This is a genomic window from Bifidobacterium asteroides (genome assembly GCF_030758775.1).
GTDB classification, from domain to species: Bacteria; Actinomycetota; Actinomycetes; order Actinomycetales; family Bifidobacteriaceae; genus Bombiscardovia; species Bombiscardovia kimbladii.
Map to the genome: position 1 here is coordinate 657561 of NZ_CP132384.1, position 19913 is coordinate 677473.

16 protein-coding genes and 1 pseudogene are annotated in these 19913 nt (G+C 63.9%); 15 read left to right on the forward strand and 2 right to left on the reverse strand.

Annotated features, from left to right (window positions below; translation table 11 throughout):
• Nucleotides 1-150: 150 nt before the first annotated feature.
• From hflX to RAM15_RS02370, 3 genes are all read left to right on the forward strand, one after another.
• Nucleotides 151-1617 carry a GTPase HflX gene (gene hflX / locus RAM15_RS02360; RefSeq protein ID WP_306222228.1) on the forward strand — a complete coding sequence of 489 codons (1467 nt, stop codon included), beginning with the start codon at nt 151-153 and terminating at the stop codon, nt 1615-1617.
• Nucleotides 1618-1715: 98 nt separating this feature from the next.
• A complete protein-coding gene (locus RAM15_RS02365) occupies nt 1716-2678 on the forward strand; it encodes an L-lactate dehydrogenase (RefSeq protein ID WP_306221898.1) in 963 nt (320 codons plus the stop codon).
• Between the two features lie 71 nt (nt 2679-2749).
• A complete protein-coding gene (locus RAM15_RS02370; protein ID WP_306221899.1) occupies nt 2750-3679 on the forward strand; it encodes a cation diffusion facilitator family transporter in 930 nt (309 codons plus the stop codon).
• 3 nt (nt 3680-3682) lie between these two features.
• Here RAM15_RS02370 and lexA read toward each other — a convergent pair whose 3' ends face one another.
• The gene (lexA, locus tag RAM15_RS02375; protein ID WP_045924302.1) at nt 3683-4351 is read right to left on the reverse strand and encodes a transcriptional repressor LexA; all 669 of its coding nucleotides are present in this window, start codon (nt 4349-4351) and stop codon (nt 3683-3685) included.
• A 298-nt stretch (nt 4352-4649) separates the two neighbouring features.
• On the opposite strand from lexA, the gene RAM15_RS02380 reads away from it, so the two are divergent.
• Together RAM15_RS02380 and nrdR are read left to right on the forward strand one after the other, a co-directional pair.
• Nucleotides 4650-5078, forward strand: a complete 429-nt coding sequence (locus tag RAM15_RS02380) for a LysM peptidoglycan-binding domain-containing protein (RefSeq protein WP_306221900.1) — start codon at nt 4650-4652, stop codon at nt 5076-5078.
• 157 nt (nt 5079-5235) lie between these two features.
• Nucleotides 5236-5718: a transcriptional regulator NrdR gene (gene nrdR, locus RAM15_RS02385; RefSeq protein ID WP_306221901.1), complete on the forward strand. Its 483-nt coding sequence runs from the start codon at nt 5236-5238 to the stop codon at nt 5716-5718.
• Between the two features lie 148 nt (nt 5719-5866).
• Here the strand turns inward: nrdR and RAM15_RS02390 are convergent, their stop codons facing one another.
• Nucleotides 5867-8101 (reverse strand): HelD family protein, encoded by a 2235-nt coding sequence (locus RAM15_RS02390; protein WP_306221902.1) that lies wholly within the window; start codon nt 8099-8101, stop codon nt 5867-5869.
• 278 nt (nt 8102-8379) lie between these two features.
• Between RAM15_RS02390 and mraZ the strand changes: the two genes are divergently transcribed.
• From mraZ to RAM15_RS02440, 10 genes and pseudogenes are all read left to right on the forward strand, one after another.
• Complete coding sequence (mraZ, locus tag RAM15_RS02395; protein WP_306221903.1) at nt 8380-8862, forward strand: division/cell wall cluster transcriptional repressor MraZ; 483 nt, start codon at nt 8380-8382, stop codon at nt 8860-8862.
• Between the two features lie 11 nt (nt 8863-8873).
• Nucleotides 8874-9965 carry a 16S rRNA (cytosine(1402)-N(4))-methyltransferase RsmH gene (gene rsmH / locus RAM15_RS02400; protein ID WP_306221905.1) on the forward strand — a complete coding sequence of 364 codons (1092 nt, stop codon included), beginning with the start codon at nt 8874-8876 and terminating at the stop codon, nt 9963-9965.
• The gene (locus RAM15_RS02405) at nt 9962-10453 is read left to right on the forward strand and encodes a hypothetical protein (protein ID WP_306221906.1); all 492 of its coding nucleotides are present in this window, start codon (nt 9962-9964) and stop codon (nt 10451-10453) included. The genes rsmH and RAM15_RS02405 overlap by 4 nt, the downstream gene beginning before the upstream one ends.
• Nucleotides 10450-12231, forward strand: coding sequence for a peptidoglycan D,D-transpeptidase FtsI family protein (locus RAM15_RS02410; RefSeq protein WP_306221907.1), 1782 nt, complete (start codon nt 10450-10452; stop codon nt 12229-12231). Before RAM15_RS02405 ends, RAM15_RS02410 begins: the two co-directional genes overlap by 4 nt.
• A 46-nt stretch (nt 12232-12277) precedes the next feature.
• Nucleotides 12278-13159 (forward strand): UDP-N-acetylmuramyl peptide synthase, encoded by an 882-nt coding sequence (locus RAM15_RS02415; RefSeq protein WP_306221908.1) that lies wholly within the window; start codon nt 12278-12280, stop codon nt 13157-13159.
• Nucleotides 13160-13168: 9 nt separating this feature from the next.
• Nucleotides 13169-14695: a UDP-N-acetylmuramoyl-tripeptide--D-alanyl-D-alanine ligase gene (locus RAM15_RS02420; protein WP_306221910.1), complete on the forward strand. Its 1527-nt coding sequence runs from the start codon at nt 13169-13171 to the stop codon at nt 14693-14695.
• 74 nt (nt 14696-14769) lie between these two features.
• Nucleotides 14770-15873 (forward strand): phospho-N-acetylmuramoyl-pentapeptide-transferase, encoded by a 1104-nt coding sequence (mraY, locus tag RAM15_RS02425; RefSeq protein WP_045924096.1) that lies wholly within the window; start codon nt 14770-14772, stop codon nt 15871-15873.
• Nucleotides 15874-15952: 79 nt separating this feature from the next.
• Nucleotides 15953-17392 (forward strand): UDP-N-acetylmuramoyl-L-alanine--D-glutamate ligase, encoded by a 1440-nt coding sequence (gene murD, locus RAM15_RS02430; protein WP_306221911.1) that lies wholly within the window; start codon nt 15953-15955, stop codon nt 17390-17392.
• Entirely contained in the window at nt 17376-18599 is a 1224-nt protein-coding gene (locus RAM15_RS02435) for a peptidoglycan glycosyltransferase FtsW (protein ID WP_306221913.1), read from the forward strand. Before murD ends, RAM15_RS02435 begins: the two co-directional genes overlap by 17 nt.
• Before the next feature lie 70 nt (nt 18600-18669).
• Nucleotides 18670-19901 (forward strand): annotated as a pseudogene (locus RAM15_RS02440) (UDP-N-acetylglucosamine--N-acetylmuramyl-(pentapeptide) pyrophosphoryl-undecaprenol N-acetylglucosamine transferase).
• Nucleotides 19902-19913: the final 12 nt, after the last annotated feature.

Genomic DNA, 19913 nt, shown 5'->3' on the forward strand with positions numbered 1-19913 from the left:
AAAGACTGTGTCATGATTCCGCCTACACCGGATTCGTTCCCTAGTCCATAGATCAATGCAGAGGTGCCTTTGACCCAAGAAAAACCGACCCAAGAACATGGTTCAGCAGTTGTCGATGCCCACCAGGACCCGCTCGCCCACAAGTCCGAGGTGCTGACCGGCAGCGAGGGGCAGGTCGGGCAGGACCAGGATCAGGAGTGGCAGGAGCGCAGCCGGCGCAATGCCTTCCGCCATGTCGAGGGACTGGGCGAGCTCCAGGACGTGACCGAGGTGGAGTACCGCAAGGTCCGTCTGGAGCGGGTGGTTCTGGTCGGCGTCTGGTCGGGTTCGCGGACCACGGTCGGTCAGGCCGAGGAGTCCCTGCGCGAGCTGGCCGCCCTGGCGCGGACGGCCGGGGCTCAGGTGCTTGACGGGCTGCTCCAGCAGCGGGTCAAGCCGGATCCGGCCACCTACCTGGGTTCGGGCAAGGCACGGGAGCTGGCGGATATCGTGGCTGGGCTGGGCGCCGACACCATCATTATCGATGACGACCTTCATCCCTCCCAGCGACGTGCCCTTGAGGACGTCACCAAGGTCAAGGTGGTCGACAGGACAGCCTTGATTCTGGATATATTCGCCCAGCATGCCACCAGCCGCGAGGGCAAGGCCCAGGTGGAGCTGGCCCAATTGGAGTACATGCTGCCCAGGCTGCGCGGCTGGGGCGGATCCCTCTCCCGCCAGGCCGGCGGCCAGGCTGCGGGACAGGCCGGCGGCATAGGCTCCCGCGGCCCGGGAGAGACCAAGATCGAGACCGACCGTCGGGTCATCAGGCGACGGATTTCCCGGCTGAAGCGTCAGATCGCCCAGATGGCCCCCTCGCGCCAGGTCAAGCGTGGGTCGCGTCGGCGTTACCAGCTGCCGGCAGTGGCCGTGGTGGGGTATACCAACGCCGGCAAATCCTCGCTGACCAACCGGCTGACCGGCTCCGAGGAGTTGGTGGAGAACGCCCTCTTCGCCACGCTGGACACGGCCGTCAGGCGCACCAAGACGGCGGACGGCCGGCTCTACGTCTACGTGGACACGGTCGGGTTCGTACGCCGTCTGCCCACCCAGCTGGTCGAGGCCTTCAAATCCACCCTGGAGGAGGTGGGGCAGTCCGATCTGATTCTGCACGTCGTAGACGGCTCCCATCCCGATCCCTTCGGGCAGATCAGGGCTGTGGACGCCGTGCTGGCAGACATCCCCGGCGCTGAGTCCATTCCCCGCCTGCTGGTCTTCAACAAGGTTGATCTGATCGATCGGGATGCCCGGCAGCGCCTTGCCAACCTTGAGCCCGAGGCCTTCCTGGTCTCGGCCAGGCAGGGTCGGGGTCTGGAGCCCCTGCGCAGACGAGTGGAGGAGCTGCTGCCCGCCCCCGCTGTGCATGTCCAGGCTATCCTCCCGTACACCAGCGGCTCCCTGCTGGAGCAGGTGCGGCAGCTGGGACGGGTGGATTCGTTGGAATACCGGGCCGATGGGGTTGCGCTGAGCGCTGATGTGGATGACCGGCTGGCAGCTGCCGTGCTTGACCAGGCCATCGATCAGAAGCCCTTGCAGGCTTCAGCGGGTGACACGCCATCAGCCGGGCTGAGCTCATAAGAGCAGGTGCGCGCCAGGTCATCTATGCTGGGTAGACTACGTATGTTGTCAGCGGCAAACCCGTTTCCCGGGTTCCGATAAGAGAGGTCCATAAAACTATGGCGGAATCATCAATCAAGCCAACCAAGCTAGCAATCGTGGGAGCCGGAGCCGTGGGGTCGACTCTGGCCTTTTCGGCGGCCCAGCGCGGTGTGGCTCGGGAGATCGTCCTTGAGGATATCAACGCCCAGCGTGTTGAGGCCGAGGTCCGCGACATGCAGCACGGATCCAGTTTCTACCCCACAGTCACCATCGACGGCTCGGACGATCCGCAGATCTGCGCCGACGCCGACATGGTGGTCATCACGGCCGGAGCCAGGCAGAAGCCGGGACAGACCCGGCTTGACCTGGCCGGCGCCACCATCAACATGATGAAGTCCATCATCCCTCAGATGGTCGAGGTGGCCCCCAACGCCATCTTCCTGCTGATTACCAACCCTGTCGACATCGTGACCCGAGTTTCCCTGGAGCTGTCCGGGCTGCCGGTCAATCAGATGTTCGGTTCGGGCACCAACCTGGACTCCGCCCGACTGCGCTACCTGATCGGCCAGCAGACCGGTGTCAACGTCAAGAACGTGCATGCCTACATCGCCGGCGAGCACGGCGACTCCGAGGTCCCGCTCTGGAGCTCAGCCACCATCGGCGGGGTGCCCATGTGCGACTGGATGGAGCTGCCTGGCCACGAGCCTTTGGATGCGGCCAAGCGCGAGGAGATCCACCAGGAGGTGAAGAACGCCGCCTACCAGATCATCGAGGGCAAGGGGGCGACCAACTTCGCCATCGCCATGTCCGGCGTGGACATCATCGAGTCCATCCTCAACGGCACCGACCGAATCCTGCCGGTCAGCTCTATGTTGGAGGACTTCCACGGCATATCGGACGTGTGCATGTCGGTGCCCAGCGTGCTCAACCGTGACGGGGTCAACACCCACATCAACACTCCGCTGAGCGACGGCGAGCTGGCCGCTCTGAAGCGCTCCGCCGAGACCCTCAAGGAGACGGCCAGCAAGTTCGGCTTCTGAGGATTTGGCATAAGACCCTTGCCTTGCAGCCCCTGGTGACTTACCTTGGTGACTGATGAATCGGGGTATGCATGAGTGCTCATGAAGGTGGTGTCCAAGGCGGCGGATCCGCCCATCGTCGACAGTTGCTGACGACCCTGGCGCTGACGGGATCGGTCTTTGTTGCCGAGGTCGTCGGCGCCTTGGTCACCCGCAGCCTGGCCCTGCTGGTCGATGCCGGGCACATGATGACCGACATGGCTGTGCTGATCGCCTCCACGGTAACCGCTGTGTTGATGGATCGCCGCCCCACGAACCGACGGACCTGGGGCTGGTCCCGTCTGGAGGTCATCACGGCGGCTGGCGGTGCTCTGGTTCTGCTGGCTGTGGGCATCTATGCCATCGTGGAGGCCGTCTTGCGGCTCTGGTCGCCCGGTCGGGATCAGGTCCATCAGCAGGGACTGCTGCTCTTCTTCGGACTTTTGGGTCTGGCTGCCAATGTGGGATCCATCCTGGTCCTGGCCTCAGGGCACAAGGACAATTTGAACATGCGTGCCGCTTTTCTCGAGGTGGTTAACGATGCATTGGGCTCGGTGGCGGTTCTGGTATCAGCCGTGGTCATGATGATCACCGGCTGGGCCGGGTTCGATGCCGTGGCGGGAGGACTGATCGCCCTGCTGATGATTCCCCGTGCGATCAAACTGCTGGCCAGCAGCGTCTCTGTGCTGCTTGAGGAGACTCCGGCGGACCTCGACATGGCCAAGGTCAGGAAGCACCTGGAGGGCGTGCCTGGCGTACTTGAGGTACATGACCTGCATGCCAACAGTGTTTCCACCGGTCTGCCGCAGCTGACGGCGCATGTGGTAGTGCGTCAGGGCACGACGGCTGTTGAGAGCGAACGCATTCTTACCAGCATGCAACGCTGCCTGCGCGATCATTTCCCTGTTTCGGTCGAACACACGACCTTTCAGATAGAACCCCAGGGCCACCGGGATAGCAGCGGCGAGCATTTGGACATGTAGTCTTCAGACCTTGCGCAGAACGGTGACTACCTTGCCCATGATGACGGCGTGGGTGCCGTCGATGGGGGAGTAGGCCGGGTTGTGGGGAATCAGCCAAACGTGGCCCTCCTCGCGGCGGAAGGTTTTTACCGTGGCTCCATCGTCAAGCAGGGCTGCAACGATATCTCCGTTCTCAGCTTCCTGCTGGCGGCGGACAACGACAAAGTCCCCGTCGCAGATGGCGGCATCGACCATGGAATCCCCATGGACCTCAAGCATGAAGAGCTCCCCGGATCCGGTCAGACGTTCGGGCAGACGCATGACATCGTCCACATGCTGCTCGGCCAGAATAGGCTGGCCGGCGGCGATTCTGCCGACCAGGGGCACGTCGCGCGACTGCATGATGGCCTCGTCGGCCTGTGTATCAGGGAAGGGCATGATCTTGGCGATTCCAGCAGTTGGCTCAGGCTGATCCTGGACCAGCTCTATGGCACGTCCCTTGTTGGCAGTCAGACGGATATAGCCCAGATCCTGCAAGACCTGAAGCTGGTGCTTGACGGAAGAAGTGCTGCGCAGTCCCGCGTCTCTGCCGATCTCCCTGTAGGAGGGCAGGAATCCGCGCTCTGACAGGTGCCGCTTGATGGCTTCCAAGACCTTGGCCTGGCGATCGGTCAGTTTGGGTCTGGACTCCAGATTCGGACTCTTGGAGGTGGCTGCCTTTTCTTTCGTCGTCTCCTTGGCTGAGGGTGAGCCGGTTTCCTGAGATCCGGCGCTGTTGGCAAGAGTGGACTGGTTGAGGGAGCTCGTGGCCGTGGACCCGGTGAAGGGGATGGTACTCACGATGGGCTCCTTTCCTTGGAAACTGAACTCAGTCTAACCTGCCTGAAGTGAAAAATCAAACAAATGTTCGAATCAGCCTTGCCAAATAACCATCGCGGTGCCAGAATGAGAACATCTGTTCGATAGAACAAATGTTCGAAAGAGGTGTGCCATGGTTGTCCGTACCTGTGCCGGTTCCCGCATGTCTGCGCCGACGAACCCGTTTTCGGTCTGCCTGGCCTATGTGCGTTCTGTGTTCTCGTCCGTCTTGGCTCGTCTTCGCAGAGCTGTCAATGCCTGTCTGCCTGATCAGGGGTTTGCGGGTGTCGTCGTGCGCAGAATCGCGGTTTTCCTGGCTGTCGGAGCTTTGACCCTGGCTGGGTTCGGATGGATGGCTCGTCCGGCCAGCTCTGCTCCAGGACCACAGGAAGTCGTCACCAGAACAGTTCGTCCGGGCGACAATGTCTGGTCCTATGCGGCCGCAATCACCCCGCAAGGCGAGGATGTCACCAAGAACGTAGACCGCATCATGCAGATCAACAATATGTCCTCACCCAACCTGCGCGTTGGGGACCGAATTCTGATTCCCAGCGACGAGTGAGGCATCGGCTTTAGATCCAGAAGATGCACGACGGGGCCTCAATGACCTCTCGTTTGGATGAAGGCAGTAGCTGAATTCGAGGAGTTTGTCCAGTGTTATACGCTGATAGGCCCGGTATACGTGGGTCTTGAGATTCTTTGGCGCTATGATATTGCATATGCACTGTCCTTTCTGCCAGAATCCCGATACCAAGGTTGTGGATACGCGAATCAGCGACGACGGCCATGCCATCAGACGCCGCCGTGAGTGTCCGCACTGCTCGCGTCGGTTCACCACGGTGGAGACCTCGATCCTCTTGGTCATGAAACGCTCAGGCAATGCCGAGCCCTTCAACCGCGACAAGGTCATTGCTGGCGTGAGGAAGGCCTGCCAAGGCAGGCCCATCGACGAGAATGACCTGAAACTCCTGGGCCAGCAGGTTGAAGAGGATCTGCGCTCACGCGGCCTGGCTCAGGTGGATTCGGAAGAGGTCGGCAGGGCCATCCTGAAGCCTCTCAGGGAGTTGGACGAAGTGGCCTATCTGCGCTTCGCCTCGGTCTACCGCAACTTCAGCAACCTGGAGGACTTCCAGCAGGCCATCGACACCTTGCGCGCCGAAGACCAGTCTGCCGAAGACCAGTCTGCAATTCAGCAGTCCTAGAATTGGCTATTCTGGCATCGGTCATTCTGCCAGCAACAGGCCAGCAGCTTTCGTCAGTGTGCGACTGGGCCAGCTTGTGACGAGATCGGACTGTGTCTGGAAGCGAACTGGGGCGCCAGGCACGATGTAGGCCTGGCACCTAGGCACTTCATCCCAGGTCCAGCAGCCTGTGGTCCCCGGAAGTCTGGGCTATGACCAGCTCCTGTGTCGGTCGCGTCATGGCCACATAGAGGTCAGCCGCCGCGCTCAGCCTGGAAGGGGCTTCATCCTGAATGGCTCCAGGCTCAACCAGAACCACGGCATCGAACTCCAGGCCCTTGGTGTGACCGGTGGTCGTGACCGTGATCTGGTGCTCCTGAGCCTTGTCAATATGCAGCCGTGAGATTACTTCAGCTTCCAGGGCGCCAGGAACGATAATGGCCAGGCGTCCGGTGCCGTCCTTGCCCAGATGACGTTTTGCCAGCTCGCTTACCAGGTCAGGCAGCTGGTCCAACAGGCTTGCTTGATCCTCTGCCCGCAGGCGGCTGACTGAGCCTTCCACCTCTCGTACGGCCTTGAGCGTTGAAACTTCAAGACCTTCGGAGGCTGCGAAGGAGGAGGCCAGGTTGGATACCTGACGAGGGTTGCGATAGTCGATGGTCAGCTGTCGCAGGTCCCAACCATCCGGTCCGAAAAGCGCATCCATAGTGGCGGCCCAGGACCGGGTGCCGCCCAGGGCTGCGGTCTGGGCCACGTCCCCGACGATGGTGAAGGATCGGGAGGGGCAGCGCCGGATCAGCATCCTCCAGTCCATGGCCGTCAGTTCCTGGGCCTCGTCAACCACGATGTGCCCGTAGACCCATTCACGGTCGGCGGCCGCCTGGGTGGCTGCCTGGTTCTCGTCCTGACCGTTGATGGAATCAAGCAGCATCTGGGAGGTCACGATCCCTGTGCCGATGCCATTCTGGGCCAATGTGTCGCTGGCAAACCGCCGTTCCTCATCGCGACGGGCCTTTTCAGCCTGTTCGCGGTCCGCCTGGCGTGGGTCGGGGCCCAGCAGCTCCATGGCCTCGTCCATGATGGGGATGTCGGATACGGTCAGTTCGGCGCCATCCTGGCGGGTCAGCAAATCAATCTGTTCAGGAGTCAGCCAAGGGGCGAACCGGCGTAGACGGTCCGGCCTGGACCAGAGGTCGTTGACCAGCCAGCGGGGGTTCATGGGAAGCCAGGCCAGGTTGAGAGTCCTCCGCACCTGGTCGTTCAGCCGCAGCAGGGAGGTGACCCGGGCGAGTTCCTCGGCTCCGGGCTGATAGTCCACCCCTTCGGCATAGCGGGCGGTCATGGCGTTCAGGGCCGAGCGCACAAAGGTGTTCCTGGCTTTGTTGTGGGGCTGGTGGCTGCGTCGGGCATCGATCAGGGCCTGTTCCAGGTCGACCGCCAGCATGGGGACGGCCACCCCATCCACCTTGACCGTGGGCAGGGAGGCAGGCACCCGCTCACGGGAGGCGACGGCGTTGGCTACAGCCTCGGCCATGCGGATGTCCCCCTTGAGCCGGGCCACGTGCGGGTCCTCCTGGCGGTCGGTGCTGATGCCGGGGATGAGGTCGCCCATGGTGCGGCTGAGCACTCCGGTCTCGCCCAGGGAGGGCAGAACCTGGTCGATGTAGTGCAGGAAGGCGTTGCTGGGCCCGACGATCAGCACGCCTGAACTCTCCAGTCGGCGCCGGTGAGTGTAGAGCAGATAAGCCGCCCGGTGCAGAGCCACGGCCGTCTTGCCGGTGCCCGGTCCGCCCTGGACCACCAGCGGACGGGTCATGGGGGAGCGGATGATCCGGTCCTGTTCAGCCTGGATGGTGGCCACGATGTCGGTCATCTGCCCGGTGCGGCGGCTGGACAGGGATGCCATGAGCGCGCCCTCGCCGGCCAGGGTGCCGCCCTGGGCCGCCTTGTCCACTTCCGGGGCCGACAGGTCCAGAACCTCATCCTCGATGCCGGTGACCTGGCGGAAGTTGAGGGTGATGTGCCTACGCATGACGATGTCGCCGTGATCCGCCGGGGTGGCCTCGTAGAAGGGGCGTGCGGCCTCGGCACGCCAGTCGGTCAGGATTGGCTCGTGATTGCTGTCCAGCAGGCCCAGTCGCCCGATATATCGCCGGCCGCCCTGGGCTGTATCCAGTCGGCCGAAGACCAGACGGTCCTCTACGGCCCGCAGCTGGGTGAGCCGGTCCTCATACATGTTGGCGAAGGAATCCCGCTCGGTACGCTGCGTGGGGGAACCGTGGGAGCCGGCGGCCCGAACCGCGTCCAGTCTGGTCCTGGCCTGCGCCCGCAGCTCGTCCAGACGGCCGTAGGCCCTGTCCACCGCCGTCTGCTCTTCATGCAGCTGTGAGGAATAGCTCGACATGTGTGTCCGTTCTGTGGAATGTTCAAAATCGGATGATCCAATATACCGCTCGACCTCTACATTTTTTCGGTCCATCTGACCCCTGGCCGCGCCCTCCTTGCCGGGTGGCGAAACGCCGAGGCGAACCCGTCGGTGAGGCGAATGGTTGGATTTGGGCCTGAGGTGGTGTCGAGGTGGTGAGCAATGGGGATAAGTGGGGTAAAGTGGGGAGCACTGCGTAGGGGACGCTACCCGATGGGGCCGTCCCATGGTTACCAAACTGGCATTGGAGGTGGGGCATGGCCGATACATACGACGCAGATGCCGCCTCGCCTTCCCTGCCGCCCATGCTTCTGGGCACCTACACCCCCAAGATGGATTCCAAGGGCCGCCTGGCTCTGCCCGCCAAGTTCCGCGCCCAGCTGGGTCAGGGCCTGGTCATGGCCCGTGGCCAGGAACGTTGCGTCAGCCTGCTGCCCACCGAGGAATTTCGACGGATGGCCGTGCGCATCCAGCACACCTCCATGGGCGACAAGTCGGCCAGGGACTACCTGCGCGTATTTCTGTCCGGCGCCGTCGACCAGGTCCCCGACAAGCAGGGCCGCATCCTGGTCCCGCCCATGCTGCGCTCATATGCACGGCTGACGGGCCCCGTCGTGGTCATCGGCGTGGGCACCCGTGCTGAGATCTGGGATCAGGATTCCTGGACTGCCTACCTGGAGAGCAAGGAGCAGGGCTACGCCGACATTGCCGATGATGTTCTTCCGGCGGTGGATTGCTGATGGAGGCCCTGATGTCAGATCGCAATCCTCCCGACCAGGAGGCCGTGGACAGCGGCAGGGTCCACCGTCCCGTCCTGCTGGAACGCTGCCTTGCGCTGGCTCGACCCGCCTTGGAGCACCCGGGGGCCGTGGCTGTGGATTGTACGCTGGGCCTGGCTGGTCACGCCACCGCCTTTCTCAAGTCCTGCCCTGAGGCCCGTCTTATTGGCATAGACAGGGACAGCCAGGCCCTGGATCTGGCCACTGGCCGGATGCGCGACGAGGGTCTGGCCGACCGCTTCACGCCGGTTCACGCCCCCTTTGATCAGCTGGACCAGCAGCTTGATGCCCTGGGCCTGGGGCAAGTGGACCTGGTTTTCATGGATCTGGGATTGTCTTCTCTGCAGATCGACCAGCGCGACAGGGGATTCACCTACCGTCAGGATGCCCCGCTGGACATGCGCATGGATACCAGCCAGGAGCTGACGGCCGCGCAGGTCCTGGCCGAGTACGACCAGGCCCGGCTGGCTGACATCTTCTCCCGGTATGGGGAGGAACGCTATGCAGGACGCATCGCTCGGGCCATCGTCGAGGCCAGGCAGGAGCAGCCGCTGACCACATCGGCCCAGCTGGACCGTCTGGTCGACAGGGCAGTGCCGCGTGGCCATCGTCCGCCGGGCAATCCGGCCAAGAGGGTTTTCCAGGCCCTGCGCATCGAGGTCAACGGGGAGTTGGATCGTTTGAGGCGCACCCTGCCCCAGGCCATGCTGCGGCTGGCTCAGGGGGGCCGTCTGATTGTGGAGTCCTACCATTCTCTGGAGGACCGCATGGTCAAGCGCTTCATGGCGCCAGGGCTGCATGTGGACCTGCCGGCGGGCATGCCGGTGGTGCCCGATCAGGCCCGCCCCTATCTATCGGATCTGACTCATGGGGCCATTAAGGCCGACGCGGCCGAGCGGGAACACAACCCAAGATCGGCTTCAGTGCGTCTGCGGGCCGTGGAGATGATCGGAGCCATCCCCGAGGAGCGTCGCCATCGGCTTCAGGCCGAGGCCCGTGGTGAGGGCTCGGATGGTCGTCATCGCCGCGTCGGCCATGGTTCGGAATCGAGGCGCCGGTCATGACCATGCCAGCACGTTCAGTCCGTTCCAAGGCATCTGCGGACAAGGGCCATCCCCGCATTCAGGAGATGCCCACCAGGCCTGAGCTCAGTCTGATCAAGGGCACAGGCAAACCGGGCAAGGACCGCCATCCCGAACGAGGCCCGGTGGCTGAGGGGGCCAGGCGTCTGATTGGCTGGACGCGCACCCGCGGCAACCCCCTGCTGCGGATCATGGCCTCCGTGGTTTTTCTGGCTGCCTGCATGTTCGGTTCCCTGATGCTGCGCACCCAGATGGTCCAGGACTCCTTCGAAGCTACCCAGATCCAGCATGAGATCAGCAATCTCAACCAGGATGTCCAGGATGACCAGAACAAGCTCGACCAGCTCCAGGCTTCTTTGCCGGACAAGGCCCAGCAGTTGGGCATGCAGTCTCAGCAGGGCCTGAACTCCATCGATCTGCAGGGCTACAAGCCCCCTCAGGATGCCCAGGGCAAGGCGGGGCATCCATGAGTGGCAAGGGAACCAAGCGCTCCTGGCACCTCTCCTTCTGCAAGCGTTCGCTGTCTGTGGGCCTGATCCTGGTCCTGGTGGCCGCCCTGGCCCTGGGCAAGCTGGCCTATATCCAGCTCTTCGACGGAAGGTCCATGGCCCAAGCCGCTGCGGCGGGCCGCACCGTGCCGCATACCATCAAGGCCCAGCGTGGCCGCATCCTGGACGTCAATGGCCGCGTGCTGGCCCAGAGCCTGGAGCGGTACAACATCATCGGTGACCCCGAGGCGGCCGCCTCCTTCATACCTGTCAACTGCACCAAGCGCACAGGCAGCGACTGCCACAGCATCAAAGGCCACCCGGTGGGCGCTGACGGTGCTGCCGGCGTGGCCCGCCTCCTGGCGCCGGCCCTGGGAATGAACGCCATGGAGCTGGGCGGCAAACTCAGCGTCCCCGGACGGTACGTGGTCTTGGCCAAGCGGGTGACTCCCGAGGTCAAGCGCTCCATCGACAAGCTGGGGCTGCAGGGGATCATCACGGCAGAGCTGAGCAGCGAACGCACCTATCCTCATGCGGATCTGATGGGAGCCCTGATCGGGGGCATCGACGACAGCGGCAAGGGCGTGGCCGGGATCGAGCAGATGGAGAATCGGCAGCTGACCGGCTCTGACGGCTACACGGTCTACCAGCAGGGGATGCTTGGCCAGGAGATCCCCGGAACCGTGACCCGTCAGCGCAATCCGGTCAACGGCAAGGATGTGACCCTGACCGTTGATCAGGACGTTCAGTGGTACGTCCGTCAGGCCCTCAAGTCGGGCTGCCAGCGCTTTCATGCCGACTGGGCCCTGGCCGTCGTCCAGGACACCCGCACCAACGAGATCCTGGCCCTGGCCGACACTGACGATTACCAGGCTGGCAGCGACCAGGCCAAGGTCAACTCCTCGCGGGCGGTGGCGGAGACCTTCGAGCCCGGCTCCATCGGCAAGACCATCTCGATCTCCGGCATGCTTCAGGAGCAGGTGCACTCCATGAGCGACCGCTTCACTGTGCCCGACCACATCACCGTGGACAACCAGCAGTACAAGGATGCCTTCGACCATCCAGCCGAGCACTGGACCCTTGCCGGCATTCTGCAGAACTCCTCCAACGTGGGCATGGTCATGGCCGGCGAACACTACCCGGATCAGAAGCGCTACGACTATCTGACCCGCTTTGGCATCGGCCAGGCCTCGTCCCTGGGCCTGCCGGGGGAGTCCAAGGGCCTGCTGACTTCGCCTCAGACCTGGGACCGACGCACGCGCAACACGGTATTGTTCGGCCAGGGCTATGCCACCAACGCCATCCAGCTGACCAACGTCATCGCCACCCTGGCCAACAAGGGGGTCCGGGCCGACCAGACCATCATCCGCGGCCAGGGTGCCGTCAACGCCAACCGGGTGAGGGTAGTGGACGAGAAGGTGGCGGCTACGGTCATGAACGGCATGGAGTCGGTGGCTGAAAAGTACCAGAATACAGCCAAGGTGGATGGCTATCGGGTGGCCTCCAAGACCGGCACCGCCGAGGTGGCCGACAGCTCGGGCGGCCTGGGCGGCATCATCAGCGACTGGGTGGGCATCCTGCCTGCTGACGACCCCCATTATGTTGTCACCGTAGTCCTGAAGAATCCCCACAGCAGCGATGGCGTTTTCGGCAGCATCACCGCCGGCCCCATCTTCGCTCAGATCGGTGAATTCCTTATGCAGAAATACCAGGTCCCCACGTCTGGGCCCAGAACTGATGCTATCCCGGTAACATGGTGATACCGGCAGGCATCATGGCGTTCCCGGACGAAGGAGAGATTGCAGCATGAGTGCGCTGAGTGAATCAATCTCCCGACGGTTGACCCTGGGTCAGCTCAAAGGACGCTACGGGCTGACCTTGGTCCCCGATTTCGCTGAACCAGTTACGGTGACCTCACTGGTGGACGACCTGCCCTCAGTGCGGCCCGGCAGTCTGTATGTGCCAGCAGACCAGCAGGTGGACCAGGGCATGATCGAGGAGGCCGAGCGTCGAGGGGCTTACGCAGCCCTGCTGCCGACCTCGGCCCGTCAACAGGTGGGACGAGCCCGCATACCCCTGCTCTTCGGCACCATGCACGCCTGGCAGATGGGCCAGCTGCTGTCCAACGCCGCAGGGGACCCTTCGGGAGCCCTGGCCGTCTTCGCCCTGGTCGGTTCCCAGGTGCAGGAGCAGGTGGATCTCTTGGCCGACTTCCTGCACGTGCTGGGCAATCCCGTCGGCATTCTCAGCTCCAAGGGCTCATACTCGCTGGACCGGCGACTGGACCTGGAATATCCCCTGAGCATGTTCGATGTGCAACGCAGTCTGTCCATCGCCCTGGAGGACGGGGCGGCCGCCGTGGTCATCTCCGTGGACGAACAGACCCTGGCCAGGGATGCCCTGCAGGCGGTGGATCTGGATGTAGTGGCCCTGGGCGCCCAGGAGGGCTCCACGCGCGATATGCGGCACGTACGGCTGATCTCCAGGGCCCGCCGATATGGGTTCAGCCTGGGCGGGCACACCATCGTAGCCCGGCGCAACGAGGAATCCGACGGGCTGGCCCGGCAGTCCCTGCCCGCCGATGCACAGAGCGACGACCTGTCCCTGTGCATCGCCATGACCATGGCCGCCGGCGTCAAACGCAACAACATCAGGAGCGCCCTGCGCGTCTCCCGCGAAATGTCCTGAGAGGTGAGGATGAGTCAGTCTGTAGGGGCCGGGTCCATGCCCATGACCCTGGAAGAGGTCGTCGAATATGTGCACGGTCGGCTGGTCGAGGTCAGTCCTGGTCACGAATCCGACCAGCGGTCCGTGCGCATGCGGGTGGTGACCGACTCCCGTCAGGCCAAGCCCGATGGACTCTTCGTAGCCATCAAGGGCGAGCACGTGGATGGTCATGACTATGTTCCCGGCCTGGGAGCCAAGGGCTGCCGGGCGGCCCTGGTCGACCATCTCGTTCCGGGCGCTGACCTGCCCCAGATTCTTGTGGACGATACGGTTGACGCCTTGGGGCTGCTGGCCCGGGCCAGCATAGACCGTCGGCGCGCAGCGTCAGAACCCTTTACGGTGATCGGCATCACCGGATCCGTCGGCAAGACCACCACCAAGGATCTGCTGTCCTCTCTGCTGGCACTCCTTGGTCCGGTGGTGGCCCCTGTCGGGTCTTTCAACAACGAGATCGGCCTTCCTCTGACAGCCTTGGAGGTGGGGCCTGACACCCGGTATCTGGTGGCCGAGATGGGTGCCAACCACCTGGGTGAGATCGCCCGGCTGACCACAATGGTTCCCCCGGACATGGCTCTGGTCCTCAAGGTGGGAGTGGCCCACCTGGGCGAATTCGGCTCCGTGGATCGCATCGCCCAGGCCAAGAGCGAGATCGTGCAAGGTCTGGTGCCGGGCGGGACCGCCGTGCTCAACGCAGACGATTCCCGGGTGGCTGCCATGGCTGATCTGGCCTCTGGGCCTGTTCTGCGGTTTGGCATGGCCGCTGAGGACGGCGGTCAGGACCGCAGCCTGGACGGCTCGGCTCGCTACCTTGACAGCGACAGCCTGGACAGGCCGGCCTTCGAGCTGCGTCTGCCTGGCCAGCAACCAGTGCGGTTGCGTCTGGGCATCCCGGGACGGCATAATGTCATGAACGCCCTGGCTGCCGCCACGGTAGCCCACGCTCTGGGTCTGGACGCAGAACGCATCGCCGATGAGCTGGGTCGACAGCAGCAAATAAGCCCGCATCGGATGGCCCTGTCTTCGGTCCGGCTGCCGGATGCCTCCTTCACGCTGATCGATGATTCCTTCAACGCCAATCCCGACTCCGTGCGGGCTGGTCTGGACGCCCTGGCCGCCTGGAAGGGATCCGATGGCCCGGTCTATCGGATAGCTGTCCTGGGGGTCATGCTTGAGCTGGGCGGCCAAGGGGAGCGGCTGCACCAGGAGATCGGCGCCTACTGCCGTCGGTTGGGCATTGATGCATTGGTCGCGGTGGGCTGCCGGGATCAGCAGATGGACGGGTTGGTTCATGCCCTTGTCCGTGGCGCTGGCGGCCTATCTGGTCGGAGCGAGGAACAGTCTGGGGCCATGCGCGTCCTCTTCGCCCAGGATGCTGACCAGGCCGATCAAATGGTTCGCCGCCTATGCGCCAAGCATCCTGACCGGCAAAATCTTGTCCTGCTCAAGGGCTCGCACATGTCCGGCCTGTCCGGTCTGGCCGACCGGTGGCAGGGCTGAGCCATGAATCTGCTGGCATCCCCACAGCGGGGTAGAACGTTCAAGGACAGAATCCAAGAGTTGGAGTACACACTGTGATTGCCCTCATCATCGGAATCCTGGTCGCCCTGGTGGTGACGCTGGCAGGCACCCCCCTGCTGATACGGCTGGTCCACCGTCTGCACTACGGCCAGTACATCCGCCAGGATGGGCCCAAGTCCCACCTGGTCAAGCGCGGCACCCCGACCATGGGCGGGCTGATCATCAACCTGGCCATCCTGCTGGGTTGGGCAGCCTCGGCGCTCTACCGCTACCTGTCGCGGGGGGAATCCGTGTCCCTGTCGGCCATGCTGGTGCTGTTCGCCATGCTCTCCATGGGCTTCCTGGGCTTCATCGACGACTTCGCCAAGGTGCGCAAGAAGCAGAACCTGGGCCTGTCGGTCAGGGCCAAGTTCATCGGCCAGTTCATACTGGCCACCATCTACGCGGTGCTGGCTCTGAAGCTGCCCACCAAGAACGGGTACCCCAGCGCCCAGGCGGGCATCTCCTTCGTGGAGCAGCCCATCATCGACTTCAGAATGGCAGGCAGCGTCCTGTCCGTGGTGCTGTTCATCATCTGGGTCAATCTGCTGATGACGGCCTGGAGCAATGCGGTCAACCTGACTGACGGCCTTGACGGGCTGGCTTCAGGCTCCTCCATGATCGCCTTCGTGGGCTACACGGTCATCGCCTTCTGGGAAAGTTACCACTTGAAGGGCGGCAGCCATCCCGGCCATGCCTACGCGGTCTCCGACCCCCTGGACCTGGCCATCATCGCCTGCTGCGCGGCCGTGGCCTGCTTCGGCTTCCTCTGGTACAACACCAATCCGGCCTCCATCTTCATGGGAGACACCGGATCCTTGGCCCTGGGCGGGCTCTTCGCAGCCCTGTCCATCGCCACTCATACCGAGCTTCTGGCGGTCATCCTGGGCGGGCTCTTTGTGGGTGAGGCCGCCTCCGACGTCATCCAGGTGGGCTACTTCAAGCTCACCCACAAGCGGGTCTTCAAGATGGCGCCCATCCACCACCACTTCGAGCTGATGGGTTGGCAGGAGTCCAAGGTGGTTGTCCGGTTCTGGATGGTGGACCTGATCTTCGTCCTGCTGGCCCTGGTCTGCTTCTATGCAGACTGGGTGGTCCGCTCTGGGCTGCCCATCTGAGCGCGTCCATTCACGGTACCGGACTTCGGCAGCCGGTATCATGCCAAGCAGATGCCGGAGCTAGCGGAATGAGGTGTTCATGGATATGGACTTGAGCCAGAAGCATGTACTGGTCGCCGGGCTGGGCATTTCCGGACGGAGCGTGGCCGCAGCCCTGCGAGGCCGGGCGGCCGGGGTGATCACTGTGGACCAGCGCGCCCCGCAGGCCGATCTTCATGACTTCGACCAGGTGGATTGGAGCCAAGTGGACCTGGTCATGGCCTCGCCCGTCTTCAATCCGCGCACCCCATTTGTCCTTGAGGCGCAGCGTCGGGGCATCCCTGTGGTCAGCGAAGTGGAGATGGCTTGGATGCTGCGGGTGCCCGCAGCCCGGACCGGCCGGCCAGCCCCCTGGATCGGAATCACCGGCACCAATGGCAAGACCTCGACCACCAGGATGGTCGCCGCCATGATGCAGGCCAGCGGGTTCACGGCCCCTGCGGTGGGCAACATCGGCAAGGCCGTCTCCACAGCCGTTCTGGACTCCGACAACGACATGCTCTGCGTAGAGCTGAGCTCCTTCCAGCTGCACTTCACCTTCTCGCCGACCCTGGAGTGCGCGGCCATCACCAATCTGGCCGACGATCACCTGGACTGGCACGGTGGCTTTGAGGCCTATGCGGCCGACAAGGCGCGCATCTACCGGGGCGTGCGCAAGGCCCTGGTCTACAACGCTGACGACTCCCGGGTCTCTGAACTGGCCAGGCAGGCGCAGCCAGCCCCAGGCTGCCGACGTGTGGGGTTCACCCTGGGTCGGCCCGAGCCTGGGCAGTTGGGCGTAGAGGATGGCTGGGTCATAGACCACAGCGGATTGACCGGTCATGACTTTGAGGAGGGCGTCAGGCTGGTCCGGGTGGCCGACCTGACGGATCTGTGCGAGCCTGACGGCACGGTCTACCCCCATCTGCTGGCTGATGCCCTCTGCGCCCTGGCTCTGGCCCTGGGTGCTGGGGCCAAGGTCGACGCGGCCATCGAAGCCATGCGTGCTTTCACCCCTGGCGACCACAGGATCAGTACGGTGGCCACCCTGGGCCAGGGTTCGCAGGCCATCCGTTTTGTCGACGACTCCAAGGCCACCAACGCCCATGCCGCCGAGGCCTCCCTGGCCAGCTACCATGACGGCCAGGTGGTCTGGCTGGCCGGCGGGTTGGCCAAGGGCGCCCGCTTTGACGATCTAGTCCGGTCCCGCAGGTCCAAGCTGGCTGCAGCCGTGATCATCGGCCGGGATCAGCAGCCCATGGCCCAGGCCATCAAGGACCAGGCGCCCGATCTGCCGGTTACCCTGATCGACCCTGGTGCCGGCGATCAGGTTATGGCCCGGGCCGTCCGTGCCGCTGGCTCCTATGCACAGCCTGGCCAGGTGGTTCTGCTGGCCCCCGCCTGCGCCTCCATGGATCAGTTCGCCTCCTATGCCGACCGGGGCGACCAGTTTGCCCAGCAGGCCGAACAGTGGGTCCACGAGCATGAAGCGCGACACTGATCCGCACAAGGCTCCCTCCCGGGGGTCTGGCGGCAAGGAAGACTACCGGGGCTGGCGGGCCATCCTCAACCCGCTCTGGTGCTACTACGGCTTTTTGGCCACGGTCGTCGCCACCACGGTTTTTGGCCTGATGATGGTCTTTTCCTCCTCGTCTGTGGATCTGGTGGCCCAGGGCAGCTCTCCCTGGAGCCAGGTTATTCGTCAGAGCATATACGCTGTGGTGGGACTGTTGCTGGCCCTTCTGGCTGTGCGGATCAGCATCGACCGCTACCGGAGCTGGAGTACGGGGTTTCTGATTGTCAGCCAGGGTATTCAGCTGCTGACGCGTACTCCCCTGGGGCGGTCTGCCAACGGCAATGAGGGATGGATCTCGGTGGGGGGCATCTCCATGCAGCCGGCTGAGCTGCTCAAACTGGCCCTGTGCCTGTGGCTGCCCCAGGCCCTGATCGAAGCCCAGCGGCAGGCTGGCAAGGATTCCGACCTGAAGAGCCTGGCCAAGGCCTATGCCAAGCCTGCCGCCGGTTTTATCGTCAGTTTCCTGCTGATCATGCTGGGCAAGGATCTGGGAACGGCCATGATCATCGTCATCATCGGCTTCGTGGCCTTCCTGGTCTCGGGCTTCCCCCTGCGCTGGCTGCTCAGCCTGGCAGTCCTGGGGATGGCGGCGGTCATCGGCTTCTCGGTCTATGGCAACAGCAACCGGACCCAGCGGATCATGGCCGCCTATGGCAAGTGCTCGGCGGATGACATTCAGGGTGTCTGCTACCAGTCCATCCATGGACTGTATGCCATGGCCTCGGGGGGGCTGACCGGGGTCGGGCTGGGCAACTCCAGGGAGAAGTGGAACTACCTGCCCGAGGCGCACAATGACTTCATCTTCGCTGTCATCGGCGAGGAGCTGGGCTTTGTAGGGGCGGCCATGCTTATTCTGGTCTTCGTGGTCATGGGCTGGTGCATGCTGAGGATCGCCCTGACCACCAGGAACCGGTATGCGGGCATGGTGCTGATCTGCCTGGATGTATGGCTGGTGGGTCAAGCCCTGGTCAACATCTGCGTGGTTCTGGGCCTGTTGCCGGTTATCGGCCTGCCCCTGCCCTTCGTGTCGGCTGGAGGGACCGCCCTGATCTCCTGCCTGGCTTCGGCCGGGGTGGCCCTGCAGATGATTCGGACTCAGCCGGACGTGAAGGCGGCCACGGACGGGTCATGAGATATGGAATGGATATGGCGGAAAGGAAGCGGATTCAGGGATGACGACAGCGACGAGGACCGTGAACGGGATGCCTGGGGACGACCAGGAGCATGCCGGTAAGGGCGCTGGCCCCCATCTGGTGCTAGCCGGTGGTGGGACGGCAGGGCATGTCAACCCCCTGCTCAGCGTGGCTGCGGCCATTCGGGAACGCTGCCCCCAGGCGGCTGTCAGCGTGATCGGTACTGCTGTCGGGCTGGAGCACGACCTGGTGCCGGCCGCCGGACTTCCCCTGGACCTGATTGAGAAGGTGCCCTTCCCCGTCGCCCCGGCAAGGCCGCCCTGGGCTTTCCCCGGCGTTGGCGGCATGAGGTGCAGCGAGTCCGAGAATATCTGCAGGAACGGTCGGCCGACCTGGTGGTCGGCTTTGGTGGCTATGCCTCGGCGCCGGCCTACAGGGCTGCGCGGAACCTGGGTCTGCCCATCGTCGTCCACGAGCAGAACGCCCGGGCAGGCATGGCCAACAAGCTGGGCGCTCGCTGGGCTGATTTCGTAGGTACAGCCTATGAGGATACCGGCATCCGAGCCCGGGCCGGAGTGCCTGTGCGCCGCGTGGGTCTTCCCCTGCGGCCAGCTATCGCCCGACTGGCCAAGCGGATGGAGGCTGATCCCTCGGGCGCTCGCCGGGAGTCGGCGCAGTCCTTGGGTCTGGATCCCGATAGGCCCATCCTGCTGGTCACCGGGGGATCCCTGGGTGCGCTCAGCCTGAATAAGGCGGTGGCTGGCGCGGCCCGGCAACTATTGGAGCGAACCCAGGTCATTCATCTGACGGGCCGCGGCAAGGCCGACCAAGTCAGAGAGCAGGTGGCGGCTGATCTGGGCGATGCGGCCATCAACGATTTGGACCCGGCCCACCAGGGCCGGGGGGACTACCATATGGCCGAATACTTGGAGCGGATCGATCTGGCCTTCGCCTGCGCCGATCTGGTGGTCTGCAGGGCTGGTGCTGGCTCTGTCAGCGAGCTGGCCGCCCTGGGGGTGCCCGCAGTCTACGTGCCCCTGCCCATCGGCAACGGCGAGCAGCGATTCAACGCCCAGCCAGTCGTTCAGGCCGGGGGAGGGCTCATGGTCGATGATGCGGCGCTGGACGCCAAATGGGTGGTCGAGCATGTCCCTGCTCTTATGGCTGATAAGGATAGGCTGGCTGATATGCGCCGCCGGGCCTGGGGGTACGGGATTCGTGACGCTGCCCAGGTTATGGCCGAGCAGATTCTGACCATGGCCGACCAACACCTTGCCCGCCAGGACTCAGGGAGGGCCTAATCGGGCATAATG